Source organism: Mesorhizobium sp. WSM4904 (genome assembly GCF_029674545.1).
Taxonomy (GTDB): domain Bacteria; phylum Pseudomonadota; class Alphaproteobacteria; order Rhizobiales; family Rhizobiaceae; genus Mesorhizobium.
On sequence record NZ_CP121354.1, the window covers coordinates 3,242,917 to 3,258,036 of the forward strand.

At 63.7% G+C, this 15,120-nt stretch carries 12 protein-coding genes; 5 read left to right on the forward strand and 7 right to left on the reverse strand.

Going from position 1 to position 15,120, the window contains the following annotated elements; genetic code table 11:
- Positions 1-199: 199 nt before the first annotated feature.
- Together QAZ47_RS15550 and gfa are read left to right on the forward strand one after the other, a co-directional pair.
- On the forward strand, positions 200-1,327 hold the full coding sequence (locus QAZ47_RS15550; protein WP_278233688.1) for an S-(hydroxymethyl)glutathione dehydrogenase/class III alcohol dehydrogenase: 1,128 nt from the start codon (positions 200-202) through the stop codon (positions 1,325-1,327).
- A 67-nt stretch (positions 1,328-1,394) separates the two neighbouring features.
- Positions 1,395-1,964, forward strand: coding sequence for an S-(hydroxymethyl)glutathione synthase (gene gfa / locus QAZ47_RS15555; RefSeq protein ID WP_278230347.1), 570 nt, complete (start codon positions 1,395-1,397; stop codon positions 1,962-1,964).
- Positions 1,965-2,240: 276 nt separating this feature from the next.
- Here the strand turns inward: gfa and QAZ47_RS15560 are convergent, their stop codons facing one another.
- The 3 genes from QAZ47_RS15560 to QAZ47_RS15570 form a co-directional block, all read right to left on the reverse strand.
- The gene (locus QAZ47_RS15560; RefSeq protein ID WP_278233689.1) at positions 2,241-2,654 is read right to left on the reverse strand and encodes a c-type cytochrome; all 414 of its coding nucleotides are present in this window, start codon (positions 2,652-2,654) and stop codon (positions 2,241-2,243) included.
- Positions 2,655-2,921: 267 nt separating this feature from the next.
- On the reverse strand, positions 2,922-3,323 hold the full coding sequence (locus QAZ47_RS15565) for a hypothetical protein (RefSeq protein ID WP_278233690.1): 402 nt from the start codon (positions 3,321-3,323) through the stop codon (positions 2,922-2,924).
- 259 nt (positions 3,324-3,582) lie between these two features.
- The gene (locus QAZ47_RS15570) at positions 3,583-6,246 is read right to left on the reverse strand and encodes a LuxR family transcriptional regulator (protein ID WP_278233691.1); all 2,664 of its coding nucleotides are present in this window, start codon (positions 6,244-6,246) and stop codon (positions 3,583-3,585) included.
- A 774-nt stretch (positions 6,247-7,020) separates the two neighbouring features.
- Here QAZ47_RS15570 and ftsZ point away from each other — a divergent pair.
- Entirely contained in the window at positions 7,021-8,013 is a 993-nt protein-coding gene (gene ftsZ / locus QAZ47_RS15575; RefSeq protein ID WP_278207645.1) for a cell division protein FtsZ, read from the forward strand.
- A 273-nt stretch (positions 8,014-8,286) separates the two neighbouring features.
- Positions 8,287-10,263 (forward strand): protein-L-isoaspartate(D-aspartate) O-methyltransferase, encoded by a 1,977-nt coding sequence (locus tag QAZ47_RS15580; protein ID WP_278233692.1) that lies wholly within the window; start codon positions 8,287-8,289, stop codon positions 10,261-10,263.
- A 99-nt stretch (positions 10,264-10,362) separates the two neighbouring features.
- On the opposite strand, the gene QAZ47_RS15585 is transcribed toward QAZ47_RS15580, so the two are convergent.
- Together QAZ47_RS15585 and QAZ47_RS15590 are read right to left on the reverse strand one after the other, a co-directional pair.
- On the reverse strand, positions 10,363-11,379 hold the full coding sequence (locus QAZ47_RS15585; RefSeq protein ID WP_278233693.1) for an ATP-dependent DNA ligase: 1,017 nt from the start codon (positions 11,377-11,379) through the stop codon (positions 10,363-10,365).
- 220 nt (positions 11,380-11,599) lie between these two features.
- Positions 11,600-12,205: a DUF6496 domain-containing protein gene (locus QAZ47_RS15590; protein ID WP_278233694.1), complete on the reverse strand. Its 606-nt coding sequence runs from the start codon at positions 12,203-12,205 to the stop codon at positions 11,600-11,602.
- 354 nt (positions 12,206-12,559) lie between these two features.
- Here QAZ47_RS15590 and QAZ47_RS15595 point away from each other — a divergent pair, with 354 nt between their 5' ends.
- Positions 12,560-12,997 carry a DUF2267 domain-containing protein gene (locus QAZ47_RS15595; protein WP_278233813.1) on the forward strand — a complete coding sequence of 146 codons (438 nt, stop codon included), beginning with the start codon at positions 12,560-12,562 and terminating at the stop codon, positions 12,995-12,997.
- Between the two features lie 309 nt (positions 12,998-13,306).
- Here the strand turns inward: QAZ47_RS15595 and QAZ47_RS15600 are convergent, their stop codons facing one another.
- Entirely contained in the window at positions 13,307-13,744 is a 438-nt protein-coding gene (locus QAZ47_RS15600; protein WP_278233695.1) for a CBS domain-containing protein, read from the reverse strand.
- A gap of 527 nt (positions 13,745-14,271) precedes the next feature.
- Positions 14,272-15,093 (reverse strand): hypothetical protein, encoded by an 822-nt coding sequence (locus QAZ47_RS15605; protein ID WP_278233696.1) that lies wholly within the window; start codon positions 15,091-15,093, stop codon positions 14,272-14,274.
- Positions 15,094-15,120: the final 27 nt, after the last annotated feature.

Here is a 15,120-nt window from a genome sequence, read left to right on the forward strand (position 1 = left end):
CTCGGGATCGGCACCGCGTCCACAACGCAACTGCCTCGAGGCGGGTGAGGGAGGGGGACCTTGGTAGAATAGACTTATGAGGTGGATCGTTCGATTATCGCGACCTCACGGCAACCAGGAAATGGAATTTTTTGTTGCAGGGCAGGCCTCAAGCCCGCCGGGACGGGAAATTCTTCGACTGCCTTGGGAGGAATGCCTCATGAAAACGCGAGCCGCAGTTGCCGTTGGTGCGGGAAAGCCGCTTGAGATCATGGAGGTGGACCTCGAGGGGCCGCGCGAGGGCGAGGTGCTGGTCGAGGTGAAGGCGACCGGCATTTGCCACACCGACGAGTTCACGCTGTCGGGCGCCGACCCGGAAGGCATTTTCCCGGCGATCCTCGGCCATGAGGGCGCGGGCATCGTCGTCGACGTCGGCAAGGGCGTGACCTCGGTCAAGAAGGGCGACCATGTCATCCCGCTCTACACGCCCGAATGCCGGCAGTGCCCGTCGTGTCTGTCGCGCAAGACCAACCTGTGCACCGCCATCCGCGCCACGCAGGGGCAAGGGTTGATGCCCGACGGCACCTCGCGCTTCTCGGTCGATGGCGAAAAGCTCTTCCACTATATGGGCTGCTCGACCTTCTCCAACTTCACCGTGCTGCCGGAGATCGCGGTTGCCAAGGTCAATCCCGACGCCCCCTTCGACAAGATCTGCTACATCGGCTGCGGGGTGACCACCGGCATCGGCGCGGTCATCAACACGGCCAAGGTCGAGCAGGGCGCGATCGCGGTGGTCTTCGGCCTCGGCGGCATCGGCTTGAACGTCATCCAGGGGCTGAAGCTTGCCGGCGCCGACATGATCGTCGGCGTCGATTTAAACAACGACAAGAAGGCCTGGGGCGAGAAGTTCGGCATGACGCATTTCGTCAATCCGAAGGAGATCGACGGCGACATCGTGCCTTACCTGGTCAACATGACCAAGCGCGGCGCCGACCAGATCGGCGGCGCCGACTACACCTTCGACTGCACCGGCAACACCAAGGTGATGCGCCAGGCGCTGGAGGCCTCGCATCGCGGCTGGGGCAAGTCGGTCATCATCGGCGTCGCCGGCGCCGGCCAGGAGATTGCGACCAGGCCCTTCCAGCTGGTCACCGGCCGCACCTGGATGGGCACCGCCTTCGGCGGCGCGCGCGGCCGCACCGACGTGCCCAGGATCGTCGACTGGTACATGGAAAAGAAGATCCAGATCGATCCGATGATCACCCATACGCTGCAGCTGGAAGACATCAACAAGGGCTTCGACCTCATGCATGAGGGCAAGTCGATCCGCAGTGTCGTGGTTTACTGAAGCAATGCCGCTAGGCCGCGGGCCGAAACGCCCGCGCCCTTTGTGGTCAACATGGGAGGAAGTGTAAATGGCGGAAAAACTGCATCCGAAGATCGACAACGGCCTGCCGAAGGAAAGCGCTTCCTTTGCTGGCGGCACGCTGGTCTGCGCCTGCACCAGCAACCCGGTGAGGGTGAAGGTCAAGGGCCAGATCGCCCACAACCACGCCTGCGGCTGCACCAAATGCTGGAAGCCGGAAGGGGCGATCTTCTCGGTGGTGGCGGTTGCCGGCACAAGCGACGTCACCGTCACCGAGAACGGCGACAAGCTGAAGGTGGTCGATCCGGCGGCGCTGATCCAGCGCCATGCCTGCACCGGCTGCGGCGTGCACATGTACGGCCCGGTCGAGCGCGACCATCCCTTCAAGGGCCTGTCCTTCATCCATCCCGAGCGCTTCGAGGAGGACGGCTGGTCGCCGCCTGGCTTCGCCGCCTTCGTCTCCTCGATCATCGAATCCGGCGTCGACCCGAGCCGCATGGCCGGCATCCGCGCCCAGCTGAAGTCGATCGGGCTCGAACCCTATGACTGCCTCAACCCAGGCCTGATGGACTACATCGCCACCTGGACGGCCAAGAAATCAGGCGCTTTGGCGGCATAGTCCGCATTGCCGCGGCGGGGGGCGCGTCAGCCGCGCCGAAAACGTCTGGGCGCTCGGCGAGGCCATATTCCTCGCCGAGCGCCTCGGAGCATCTGAATCCACCGCCCATCTTGGCGCTGTGATCGATCCGTGGAGATAGCCAATTCGCGATACCGCAGGGTCGGAATTCACGAGCTGTCCACCGCGATGGAAACGCAGCGACGGCTGGCGGCCATTCTTCTCGCCGGCGAAGAACATCGCCATCGATCCGGTTCGAAGCGGACGCTCCAGGGCTTTCTACGGCTGCAGTCTGCCGGGCCGCCCGCGGCCGAGCGAGCCGTCAGCACGGGCCTGCAGGTAGGCATAGATTTCGTCCACATAGGGTGCGAAGTTGGGATCGCCGGCAAAGCCTTTCATCACCGAGCCGCCGTCGGCACGGCCGTTCAGCACGGCGCGCCGGAAGGCTTCGATGTCGGGCAGCCGGCTGACCAGGGACGGCGCGAAGGTCGACCCCACGCCGTCGGGGCCGTGGCAGCGGCCACAGCCCGCATGATAACGCCTGAAACCGTCATAGGTCCGCGCATCGGCCTTGCCGTCCACGACCCTATAGAACTTTCCGGGAGCGGCGGCATCCCGCGCCTCCGCTCCTGCGCCGGCCGTGAGGCTCAGGACAGCGGAAGCCAGGACAACCCTCTGCAGCAAGCTACCCATCTGTCCGTCATCCAACAGCGGCGGAAATCCATTCGCCGGACCGACAGGCCGAAATCACCCTACTTGGTCGCTCCTGGGCGAAAACAGGAGCGAAGCTCCATCGTGGCGCCCCTGGATCCCGTACCCTCCGCCGCAAAACGCGGCAGAACAGAACTCCGCGCCGTCGCAACGCTCTGAAGTCATGGCGCAGGATCCCGAAGGTCTGCGCCACGCCGGTTCAGGATGACGATGGAATGGGCGCCCCCCAACGGTGCCGGCCAGCCCTATTCAGGGCGCGGTGGCAGACGTCCTGACCGGCTCCGCGCTATCCAGCGTCAGGTCGTTCTCCGCGGCGGTGGCCGGAACGAAGTTCGGGTCGCTCACGAGCAGTGTCTTGCCGTCGCGCAATATTTCGAAATCGATCGACGGCTGGCCGACGGCCTGCGGCACGGAGATCATCATGCGCTGGCCCGGCGCGAGCGTGGAGACGACGCGGACCGGCTGCTGCTCGGCCCCGGAAGCCATGGTCGCGACGACCCGGTAGCCGTCCTGCTCGACCGTGTAATAGACGGCGCCGCTGAAGCTGCCGAGCTGGATGCTGTGGCCGCTGCCCGGTACCAGTTCCGATGCCGCCGCGCCACCCGTGGCGGCGAGCAGCGCAAATGCAAATGCGCCAAAACGTCTGGTCATCGCTATCTCTCCTTCGGTTCAGCGAACTCCCGGACAGGCGGCCCGCCCGGAATATCAACTGACTTGAGCCTACGCGCCGCGGCTTTCCCGCACATCGGTACGATCACCCAAATTTCGGCTGTCGCGTTCCTAATTTCGCTACAGCGCTTTCCATTTGAACCGGTCCTGTTTCTCCGACGGCAAGCCGCCTGACAAAGGGGAAGTCCGCCGGGGGAAACCCTCCGGCAAAACGATTCAATCAGGAACGAAAGGCTTCGGATCAGGGCGCGGCGACGGTGGGGAGCAGCCACGGCTCGCCGCGCAGCCGTAGCAGCACTTCCATCCGGTTGGCGGCGTTGAACTTGCCGAGCACCGATGAGACCTGGTGCTCGATGGTGCGCGGCGATCGCGACAGGGTCCGGGCGACCTCCTTGTTGCTCTTGCCCTCCGCGATCAGCGCGAGCACTTGCTGCTCGTGCTGCGTCAGGCCGAGCGGGTGCTGGCGGGCGGCCGTGTACGGACCCCGGCGCACCTTCGGCAGCCGGCCGGCGATGCCCAGGCGCTGCGCCAGCTTGCGCGCCAGCATCGCGGCGGGACGCGCCTCGATCGCCTCCAGCCTTGTCACGGCGCTCGCCAACGCCATCGCGGTATCGGCGCCTTGCACCTGCATCAGCGCAAGCGCCGCCTCGTAGGGGAGGCCGAGGCGCTCCCATTCCCTGGCCGCTGTCAACGGATCGCCGGAAAGCTCGACCGCGCGCCGCCACGGAATGCGTGTCGTCGGCGCCGGCAGCGGCTCCTCCATCCCGCATCGTCGCCACCACACAGCCAGTTCGCCGAGATCGGAAGGGCGGAAGTTGGCGAGATCCATCGCAGCCAGCGCCGCCAGCTGCTCGTGGCCGGCTGCGCGGTCCTCGGCAAGCCAGGCGGCCTCGGTCAGCGCCATACGAACCGGCACGATGCGTTGCAGCTCGCCGGTCGGCAGTCCCTCCTCCAGCGCCTGCTGCAGCAGGGCAGGGCCGCCGGGTTCGCCCAGCCGCACGCGCACCCTGCCAAGCACGGTGAGCGCCGGCAGGTGCATGACCACCGGCAGGCGTTCCAGTTTCATCACGCCCTGCGCTATGGTCTCGGCGTCGCGAAAGCGGCCCTGCTCCATGCGAAGCTGCGCCTGCCGGCCGAGCAGATACTGCGCCGGCGAATCGAGGTCATGCCGGGCGGCGAACACGATACCTTCGGAGAGCAGCCGCTCGGCGAGCGCGAAGTCCTTGGACACGACCGCATATTCGGCATAGTTGGTGTAGGCTCGCGCCGCATGGTCGTGGAACCCGTGCTCGAGCGCGAGCGCCAGGCTTTCCTCCATTCGTTCGCGACCGCCCGGACGGTCGTCGAACAAAAGCGAGGTGCCGACATTGTTCAAGGCATGGACGCGCGTTTCGACCTCGCCTAGCCGGTCGGCCAGGGTGATCGCGCGCAGGCCCCACTCGATCGCCTCGTCGAAGCGGTAGTGCAGCATATGCAGCTGCGAGCAGGTGCTGTAGGCCATCGCCAGTTCCGGCCCGGGCGGCAGGTTTTCCACCTCGCGCACCGCTTCGTTGGCAAAATGTTCCGCCTGCTCGCCTTCGCCGCGGCGCCAATGCAGCCTGGAAAGGTTGCGCAGGTTGAGGCTGACCTTGTCCGGGCGGTCGAGTTCCCGCCAGAGCGCGATGGCGCGATGCCGCGCTTCGATGATCGTGTCATAGACCTGCAGTGCCAGCCCGGCCTCGTAGGCCCAGGATTCGTAGAGCTGGGCCGCCTCGGCCGGCGGCGCCTGCGCGATGTATCTGAGCGCCGTCGCCAGATGCGAGGCGGCTTCGCTATGCGCCCCCAGCCGCGCGGCCTGCGCCGCGGCCCGCGGCGCGAGTTCGAGAACGCGCGCGCCGTTGTCGGCGGCGGCGGCGTGATGCACCCGGCGCGCAAGCTGGGCGCCAGCCTGTGCTGCCGGAAGCCTTGCCATCGCTGCCTCCGCCTTGGCATGAAGCGACCGCTGAAGGCTGGGCGACAGCCGCTCGAGCGTCGCCTGCCTGGCCAGCTCATGGCGGAAGGTCAGGGCGCCTTGAGCGTCCCGCCGCAGCAATCCGCGAGCCACGCAGCGGTCCACGACAGCGTCGACCTCGGCGCCGAGAAGGGCGCGGATCAGCCACGGCTCCACGCTGCCCGGCTCTATGCTCATCATCTCCAGCACCTCGCGCTCGCCGGCCGTCAGGCGCGACAACCGCGACCACACGGCGTCGCGGATGGAATCGGGGACGTGCCCCGGCTCCGCCTCGCTGCTTGCCAGAAGCTCGGAGACGAAAAACGGATTGCCCCCGGTGATCTGGTAAAGATCGGCGCCGGCGCGGCCCGACTGTTCGGCGAGTGCCGTGATCGCCTGGGGCGAAAGCGGCTTCAGCGCGATGCGGGTCAGCGATGCCGCCGGCAGATCGCCTCTTATATGCGTGAGCGGATGGTCGGCGACGAGCTCGTCGCTGCGCGCGCTCAGCACCAGCAAGGCGCGAAGCACGGAAATGCGACGGCCGAGATATCGGATAAGATCGAGCGTCGCATTGTCGGCCCAATGCACGTCCTCGAAAACGAGTACCGTGGTTCCTGACCGGTGCTGAAGCGCATCGAGGAGCGCGGGAAAGAGCCGCTCGGGCGCGGCTCCCTGGTCGAGCAGCGCTGCGACCTCGGGGTCGAGCGCCCGCGCCATGTCCTGCAGGGGCCCGAGCGGACGGGGCGTGAAAAGCGCCTCGCACCAGCCCCACAACACCCGACAGCCTTCGCCCGCGCGGTCGGTGAATTCCTGCAGCAGCGAAGTCTTGCCTATCCCGGCCTCGCCTTCGAGCAGCACGATGCCGCCCCGCCCCTCGGCGGCACTGGCCGCGGTTGCCAGCAAAGTTTTGAGAGGTCCCTCTCGCTCGAGCAGCATTGGTGCAACCGTTTCCAGAACATGTCGCCCAAGAATGCCCCGCGTTTGCCACATGCTTGCAAGCAAGACAGTGGAGCGCCTCACAAAAGGCGGTTCGAACGCGACGCGCTTCAAGCCGCGAGTGTACCCCAACCAGGTCGGCTTTCCATTAGCATCGCTTAAAATTAGGCCAAATCCCGGCAGGCCCGATCACTTCCGGTACGCTCATGCGGGTGCGCAGGATATCGACGCCGCCATTCAGTGTCGCGGCCAAAAGGTCCGGGGGCGTTTAGCGCGACGGCATTGCGGCATGCCCCACCCAAGAACCGGCGGACGCGCGACGGCGCCAGACCGCATCTGGTTGAGGAGGCGTAAGTCAGATATGTTCACGAAACAAAGCCTGAGAAAACTGGAAAGGCCCGCTTCGCCAGGACACGCCGATTGGGGATGCAGGTGCGGCGACATTGCCGGTGGGGTAGCTTGGCCGAAGGCCGGTATGGAGAGAATGGGATGCGCGCAGCGCGCATGGGCTGCAGGCTTGGCTTGCGAGCACTCACTGCGCTGGCGTTTGTCGTCGCGCCTCTTCAACTCTCCTTAGACGGTTCTGTCGTGACCAAGGCCTATGCCGGCAAGGGCGGCAACGGGCAAACGCCTCGACGGCAGTCCTCAGCCTGGCCTTGCAGCGAGGCGCCTACTCTGATTCCTTAACGTCGGTGGGGATCGCCTGATTCGTGCGCTTGCTGCGCCGGCTCCGCATGGTGCGGCGCGGCGGGTGCCTGCCGTAGAGGGATCACAATGACCGCCAAGCCGGAAATCCTGGAGATGAGACCTAAGATCACCGTAGTCGGGGTCGGCGGCGCCGGCGGAAACGCGGTCAACAACATGATTGCCGAAGGCTTGCAAGGGGTCGAGTTCGTCGTTGCCAATACCGACGCTCAGGCGCTCACCATGTCGAAGTCGCCAAGACTGATTCAGTTGGGCGCGCACGTGACCGAGGGCCTGGGGGCCGGATCCTTGCCCCAGGTCGGCAGCGCGGCGGCAGAGGAATCCATCGATGAGATCATGGATCATCTGGCGGGAACGCATATGTGTTTCATCACCGCCGGCATGGGGGGCGGCACAGGGACCGGCGCCGCGCCCATCATTGCGCGCGCCGCGCGCGATGCCGGCATCTTGACGGTGGCCGTCGTCACCAAGCCGTTCGTGTTCGAAGGCAAGCGCAGGACGCAGGCCGCCGAGGAAGGCATAGAACGCCTTCGCGAGAGCGCCGATACGGTCATCGTCATCCCGAACCAGAACCTCTTCAGGGTCGCCGACGCCAGGACAACGTTTGCCGACGCATTTGCCATGGCGGACCGCGTTCTCTACGCGGGTGTCGGCTGCATCACCGATCTCATCGTGAAAGAAGGCCTGATCAATCTCGACTTCGCCGACGTGAAGTCAGTGATGCGGGACATGGGCCGGGCGATGATGGGAACCGGCGAGGCCTCCGGAGAGGGTCGCGCAAGGACGGCGGCGGAGGCCGCAATCGCCAATCCGCTCCTCGACGAAGCCTCCATGACCGGCGCCAGGGGCCTGCTGGTATCGATCTGCGGCGGCATGGACATGACACTGTTCGAGGTCGACGAAGCTGCGACGCGGATACGCGAAGAGGTCGATGCCGACGCCGACATTATCGTCGGTGCCATCTTCGACCAGGCGCTGGCGGGAAAGTTCCGGGTGTCGGTCGTCGCAACGGGCCTGCGGCAGAACGCGGACATGGCACAGCTCGAGCAAAGGATCGCTTGAAGCCAGAACTCTCCGCTTCAGGGGTGGCAAACCCCACTGCATCACATTGATTTCCTTGCCTTATCGGGGGCCTTTATCGAGGTTTCCCATTCCTGTTGCTCCAAAGCGACAGGCAACACGAGCGCCGTGGCCAACAGCAGCGGCTCGCAGTCTCCGAGACTTCCAAGACGCAGCGGTAGATCTGGCTGGAGCAATTTGCGGGGCCGTTCGCCTGCCACCGAATCGAACGGAACAGTTTTGGTTCTGGCAAGTTCGATAGCAGGGAGGAACCCGATGCTCGATTTCGAAAATGCCCGGCAGCACATGGTTGCCGCCCATCTCGCGCGACGCGGTATTCGCGATCCCAGAGTGCTTGAAGCGATGCGTCAAGTTCCACGCGAGGTGTTCGTCGAGGAAGGTTTTGAGGAGTTCGCATACGAGGATTCGCCACTGCCGATCGGTCACGGCCAGACGATTTCGCAGCCCTTCATCGTTGCCCATATGGTCGAAATGGCGGAGGTCGAGGCGACGGACCGCGTGCTCGAGGTCGGCACCGGATCTGGCTATGCCGCCGCGATCATTGCCAAGGTTGCCGATCGCGTATTCACGGTCGAACGACACGGTGCCCTTGGTGAAATGGCACGACGTCGGTTGAAGCAGCTGGATATCGGCAACGTGGAGCTGCGCATCGGCGATGGAAGCAAGGGCTGGCCAGAGAAAGCGCCATTCGATGCCATAATCGTGGCGGCTGGCGGACCGGTCGTGCCCGAAGCCCTCAAGGACCAGCTCGACATTGGCGGCCGGCTGATCATTCCCGTGGGGATCAACGAGATAGAGCAGCGCTTGGTCCGCGTGACCCGCGTCGGCGCCAAGAAGTTCGAGGAAGAAGATTTGGGCGGCGTGATGTTTGTGCCGCTCATCGGGGAACACGGATGGTCCGACACGGCTGAACGCTCTCCCGGTTTTTCGAAGAAGAGTTTGCCCGAACTGATTTGCCACGCCGCAGAAGACCTGCCGGAACCGGAGGATCAGGCGTTCGGCGGGTTCTTCGACAGGTTTGCGGATCGACGGATCGTCTTGCTCGGCGAGGCGACCCACGGCACGTCGGAGTTTTACCGGGCCCGCGCAGCGATTACCCGGCGGCTGATTGAACATCATGGCTTCTCGGTCATTGCCCTGGAGGCTGACTGGCCTGATGCATCAGCTGTGAACCGCTTCGTTCGCGGACTACCGGCGCGGGAAAGCGAACCCACGCCTTTCAGGCGCTTTCCGACCTGGATGTGGCGCAACCGGGAGTTTGATGCTTTCCTCCGCGATCTTCGTACGCACAATGAAGCCGCCGACCCCGATCGACAAGCCCGCATCTACGGTCTCGACATCTACAATATGAGCGGCTCGATCGCCGCTGTTCTGGCATACCTCGACGAGGTCGACCCCGAGGCGGCGGCGGTGGCCCGCGAGCGATACGGCTGCCTGACACCGTGGCAAAACGAACCCTCCACTTACGGGCGCGCAGTGCTCACTGCCGGATACCGTAACTGTGAGGACGCCGTGGCGAAGCAGTGTCGGGAGCTTCTTGAAAATCAGCTTCGCTATGCGAGCGACGGCGGTGACGAGTTTCTCGATGCCGCGCAAAACGCCAGGCTGATAGCGTCCGCGGAGCGGTACTACCGCGTCATGTACTACGGCGGCGCGGAAACATGGAATTTGCGCGATCGGCACATGTTCGAAACGCTCGAGCATCTGCTCGATGCAAGGGGCTCGGACGCCAAGGCCGTCGTTTGGGCACACAATTCGCATGTTGGTGATGCTCGCGAAACCGAGATAGGAAAGATTCGTCGGGAACTGAACATCGGTCAGCTCTGTAGGGAGAAATTCGGCAGCGAGATTGCACTGATCGGTTTTGGCACCCATGCCGGAACCGTGGCGGCTGCGAGCGACTGGGACGGCCCGATGGAGGTGAAGAAGGTCAGGCCGTCTCACGAAGAAAGCGTGGAGCGATGCTTCAACTTGGCGGGAAAGCCCCGCGCAATCGTCGATTTTCGACAGGACAACCAGGCGACGGAGGCCCTTGCGACGCAGCGACTCGAGCGGTTCATCGGCGTGATATACCGGCCCGAGACCGAACTGCTTAGCCATTATGCGGAGGCTTCGTTATCGCGGCAGTTTGATGCGTTTGTTTGGTTTGATGAGACGAAGGCGGTGACGTCGTTACCGTTTGAAGGCGAGGGCGGCGGTCGGGTCCCGGATACCTTCCCGTTCGGGCTGTAGTTTAGTTCAAAGCGATAAGTACCGCGATCTTTCCAAGGAAAGCAGTCGTTCGACGAAAACCTTGTTGCCTTCAACGGCATCCCTTTTGCGGAACGGCGCTTACTGCTTGATCTGCTCGAATGTGCATTGACGCGGCGCCTTGTCAGGTCGCCAGCGCACCAGCCTTGTTCCGTGGCGGAAGCGGTTGCCGGTGACGTGGTCGAAGCGGACTTCCACGACCAGTTCCGGCCGCACCGGCTCCCATTCTCCGCTGCGCTCGGTGCTCCAGCGGCTCGGGCCGCCCGGTGCCTTGCCGGTGAAGCCGAACCCGCCGCGTAACTCCTCGAGTTTCTTGGTGATCGCCGCCCGGACGTCATTGCCGATCGCCGAGGTGAAGCCGACATGATCGAGCAGGCCGCGCTCGTTGTAGAGGCCAAGCAGCAGCGAGCCGACGAGGCGCTTGCCGCTCAGGTATCGGAACCCGCCCACCACGCAGTCGGCCGTGCGCAGCCGCTTGACCTTGATCATCGCGCGCTCGCCCGGCCGGTAGGGTTCGTCCAGAGCCTTGGCGACGACCCCATCGGTCGAGCCGTGATCCGCGCCTTGCAGCCATCGTTTGGCGGTTGCGAGTCTCGTGGTGGATGGCGAGAGCCGCAAGCAGGCCTTGTCGACCTCCGTCACGAAAGCCTCAATTGCCTCCCGCCGCTCCTGCAGGGGCTCTGCGAGCAGCAACTTGCCGCCCGGTGCGACGAGCATGTCGAACAGGATCAATTGCGCCGGCGTTTCCACGCTCAGCTTTTGGATCCGGCTCTCGGCCGGGTGAAGCCGCATCTGCAGTGCGTCGAAGGAAGCGCGGCCCTCGATCTCGATCACGATCTCGCCGTCGACGACGAAATCTTCGGCATGGATGTCGCGCAGAATGGCCGTAAGTTCGGGGAAATAGCGACCGAGCGGCTTCCCGGATTTCGCCCTGAGGTCGACGGTGTCACGGCCCTTGAAGGCGAGACAGCGAAACCCATCCCATTTCGGCTCGTATTCCCACGCGCCGCGATCCTCGGGTAGCGCCTCGGCGGTCTGCGCCTCCATCGGCTGCGTGTCGAGAGGCAGCGGGAAGCTGGTTTCGGATGCAGCTACCATCGCTCCTCCCTGCTGTGATGCGGCAGCTCTAAGCCACAGAAAAGCCAGGCGAACCGGCGCGAAGCTCCCGACGTGAGGCGCAAGCTTTGCCGCGGCCGCTCGACCATACCAACGCCGCTAGGCTTCACCAAACAGGCCATGGCGAAGCGGTTGCCATGCGGTCGGTAAGCGGGTGGCCGGATCTATGCTTTGCGCCTTTTTCTCATGGTGCAGTAGTCGGCTAGCTGTGACTGTGACGTGCGCGCGTCTTGGCTGCCTTCCGGGCCGCCGCGGAGCGATCACTCGGGCCTTTGGTTCTGGCTGCCTTCTTCGCAGCGGCCGACCGCTCTTCCGCCGTCCGGCGGGATGCCGCTCTCTTGGCTTGTTGCGAGAGTGCCTTGTGTGATGCACTGCTTTTCGGCTCGTCCTCGAGAACCTCCGACACTGCGTGCGAGACCTTCGGGCGATGCTTCGGCTTGCGTTCACCCTGGCCTACTTCGTAGGCGTACTCGGCGCCCTTGCGCGTGCTCTTCTTGACCTTGCCTTTTCCGGGTGGCGGCAGGTCGACGCCCGCGCGGCGCGCCTCAGAAAGGCCAATTGCAATTGCTTGCTTGGTGGAACGCGCGCCGTGCTCGCCGCGGCGAACTTTCTTGATCTCCTCATGCACGAATTCGCCCGCTTGCGTGCTTGCCGACTTTCCTTCGCGCTTGTCCTTTCGTGCCTTATCGATGATTTTCTTGTCCGGCATCACCTTCTCCTTGCTCGGAATGGCTGAAGCGCCGTTGGTTCCTTTTGAACGCGAGGCGTTGGTGAGGGTTCCAGCTTTCCAGTCGAGCGGTTTCGGCATGACGCCGACAACCGAGCCTTGGGAGGCAGAGATCGAAGCGAAAGGTGACAACGCGATGCATGTATTGGTTCGGGCTGCGGCGATAGTTCATGATACTGCTGGCACTGCTGTGTCTGGGATTGTGGTATTCGACCGGCGGATCGGGCTTTCTGCTCACTGCCGGCAGCACGCCAGCCCAGTAGCTCGCCTGGCGAGCAATCGCCGAGAGAAATGTTGTCCGCCGTCGGACGCACAGGAACTATAGGTCGCTGACCAGCATCGGGCCAAAAGAATGCCGGATGGACGAAACAATAGCTCCAGTCGCGTGTTCTATCTGCAATGGGCGCGAGGGTGATTTTCGTCAGGGAGGCGATGATGAGCGCAACCGGTCTCGATGTTTTTGACAAGACCGTACAGACCACCAACATCTGGCTGAACGAGATCATGGATGATCTCGGCCCCGACCGCCAGTTGGCGTGGCACACGCTGGGCGTGGTCTTGCGGACCCTGAGGGACAGGTTGCCTGCGGAACTGGGAGCCAACCTGGCTGCCGAACTGCCGCTTCTGGTTCGCGGTGCATATTACGACCAGTACAAGCCGTCCGACCTGCCACGCCGCGATCGGTCCGCTGAAGAGTTCCTCCACCCCGTGGCGGAAGGCCTGAAATCCGGGCGACCCGTCAACGCCGGCGATGCTGCAAGGACCGTCTTCAAGGCGCTCGCCCATCATATCGATCTCGGCCAGTCGGCCAAGGTACGCGATGCTTTGCCAAAGGACATCCAGAGGCTCTGGCCGGACAGCGTCGGCGCGTAGCTGAACGCTGTGAGGATGGCTATGCAGGATGGCGCTCGGCTGAAGGCGCAGAGGAGGTTGCGGGCCGCATGAGAAGCCTGTGCGCGCGTTTCCCGCTTTGGAAAAGTAGGCCGTTACGCGAGGCGTGATCGAGCGACGGCTTCAAGATCGTGGCGATGGAGGACTACTGGCCGGACGCCGAAGAGTCGGCCTCCAGGTGGGCCGATGCTTCGGATTTGCGATTTTCGAGCAATCGAAGAAAGCGCCGAGCCTTCCGGCCCCAACTGAAGGTCAACGAAGGGAGGCTCATCTCCCGTCGACTTTGTGCAGTCAATGCGCAGTCTGCGAATGCTCGCCGCCTGGTCGCGAGATGTCGCGCAAAGCCCCTCCAGCCTCCGCGGTTTCGCCATTTGTCGCAAGGTCGCCAATGGAAACAATGCCGACGAGCCGCTTGTCTCGATTGAGAACGGGGAGTCGGCGCACCTGCAAGTCGCCCATGTTCTCGAGCACATGCTCGATCTCCTCGTCATCAAAGCAGTATTTGACCTCCGAACTCATGACATCGCGTACCTTGGTGTCGGGACCCTTGCCCAACGCCACTCCACGAATGGCGATATCGCGATCGGTTATCATGCCTACCAGCCGATCATTGTCGCCCACAGGCATGGCTCCTGCGTCAAGCCTGTCCATCATCTGCGCTACATCGCGAATTGACTGTTCGGGATTCGCGATCTTTACGTTCCTTGTCATGCAACTGCCGATTTTCATTGTACTCTCCCATCAGTACGAAGCCCGCCGCCAGATCGATGTTTGACCAGGAACTCGCTGTCCACCGGTAGCGTTCCATCACAAACCGGGCCGCGATTCCGGGTGCATCCGCGAGAGCAAGATATCCACCGGATCCGGCGTAGCCTCCGTCGCCGCCGCTCGGCTGAGGCAGACATCAAATCCTGCATTCGCCTCTAAAGCAGGGGAACGACCGGTCAGCCGCCGAGCCGGCGTGGAACTGCAAACTTCCTCCAAAGTTTGTGCAGGTAAAGGAACCTGTACGATGTCGAAATCAGCGAAACGGGAAAAACCACACAAACCAACGCCGCCCAGCCCCAATCCAAAGGACAAGCCGCCGAGGGATACGCGTGAAAAGCCGGCGCCGAACCCAGACGGTCCTAGCGAACTACCCGATACGAGCACGCGAGAAGAGGTCAAACCAATCAGGCCTAATCTGAAGCGCTAGTGAGATCTATCCGGTGCTGAGATCTGGGATGTGATCGGTCACCGTTGCGCCGGGCCACGCCTCACTTGGTGCGGGGCAGAATCCCCAAAAGTTCGCCCAAGTGGAGCGGCAACCGAGGTGACGCGTGCAATTCGGCACAGCTTTCTTTCCACTTCTGGAAATATTCGCCGACGGGAATCCCGCTGCGACCGGGCCAGCGGTTGAGTGCGCCAAGCGCCTCGACGCAGTCCGGAGCCTGCTCGTATTCCGTGAGAATCGTCAGGGACATCGCTTGCGCGAACGGATTGAGGGCCGGAGCCTCGATCTCACTGCGATGATCGTGGAACCACGTCGCGGCATCGCTGGTAAGCCCTTGGCTGCCGGCGAGCGCGCTATAGCCTCTGACGATGTTTGCGCGATAATCGGCAATGGCGTCTCCGAAAGCGTTGTCGCCGGCGAAGGGAGGGTTTTGCTTCCAGTCCTTCGCCAGGCGTCCCAGGCCATGCAGCGACAAGGCCTCCACCATCGCTTCCTCGAGCCATTGGCAGGGCAGCGCGGGCTTGGCGTCGGCCTGCCAGCTGTTGGCAAGCACATGACCCAGTTCATGGCCGAACTGGTAGGCAAGCTTCGACCAGTCCCGCTCGCCGATGTCGACGATGATCCACGCCATACTGGTCCCATCCGGGTGCAGCCAGATGGCGGGCGTGCCGGATGTATGCTCCTCGATGCGCAGCCGCGTCGGCTGGCGGTCGGAGACGAGGCGAATGCCGTCAAGGCAAGCGTGCCGCATCCGCTCGACGACCTGAACGACGGCACCATGAAGCATCCGGCCCCAGTCGCCCGCAAGCTCGACGGGAGCGCGAAGCAACCCGGCCGATGGTTCAGCTTGGGCATTCACGGACATCGTGGCCGCCAGACTCCTGCCCAGGAT

What these genes read in the sequence shown, in the direction of transcription:
- QAZ47_RS15550 (WP_278233688.1), top strand. Translation starts at nt 200, where the DNA reads ATGAAAACGCGAGCCGCAGTTGCCGTTGGTGCGGGAAAGCCGCTTGAG.
- gfa (WP_278230347.1), top strand. Translation starts at nt 1,395, where the DNA reads ATGGCGGAAAAACTGCATCCGAAGATCGACAACGGCCTGCCGAAGGAA.
- QAZ47_RS15560 (WP_278233689.1), bottom strand. Translation starts at nt 2,654, where the DNA reads ATGGGTAGCTTGCTGCAGAGGGTTGTCCTGGCTTCCGCTGTCCTGAGC.
- QAZ47_RS15565 (WP_278233690.1), bottom strand. Translation starts at nt 3,323, where the DNA reads ATGACCAGACGTTTTGGCGCATTTGCATTTGCGCTGCTCGCCGCCACG.
- QAZ47_RS15570 (WP_278233691.1), bottom strand. Translation starts at nt 6,246, where the DNA reads ATGCTGCTCGAGCGAGAGGGACCTCTCAAAACTTTGCTGGCAACCGCG.
- ftsZ (WP_278207645.1), top strand. Translation starts at nt 7,021, where the DNA reads ATGACCGCCAAGCCGGAAATCCTGGAGATGAGACCTAAGATCACCGTA.
- QAZ47_RS15580 (WP_278233692.1), top strand. Translation starts at nt 8,287, where the DNA reads ATGCTCGATTTCGAAAATGCCCGGCAGCACATGGTTGCCGCCCATCTC.
- QAZ47_RS15585 (WP_278233693.1), bottom strand. Translation starts at nt 11,379, where the DNA reads ATGGTAGCTGCATCCGAAACCAGCTTCCCGCTGCCTCTCGACACGCAG.
- QAZ47_RS15590 (WP_278233694.1), bottom strand. Translation starts at nt 12,205, where the DNA reads ATGCCGAAACCGCTCGACTGGAAAGCTGGAACCCTCACCAACGCCTCG.
- QAZ47_RS15595 (WP_278233813.1), top strand. Translation starts at nt 12,560, where the DNA reads ATGAGCGCAACCGGTCTCGATGTTTTTGACAAGACCGTACAGACCACC.
- QAZ47_RS15600 (WP_278233695.1), bottom strand. Translation starts at nt 13,744, where the DNA reads ATGAAAATCGGCAGTTGCATGACAAGGAACGTAAAGATCGCGAATCCC.
- QAZ47_RS15605 (WP_278233696.1), bottom strand. Translation starts at nt 15,093, where the DNA reads ATGTCCGTGAATGCCCAAGCTGAACCATCGGCCGGGTTGCTTCGCGCT.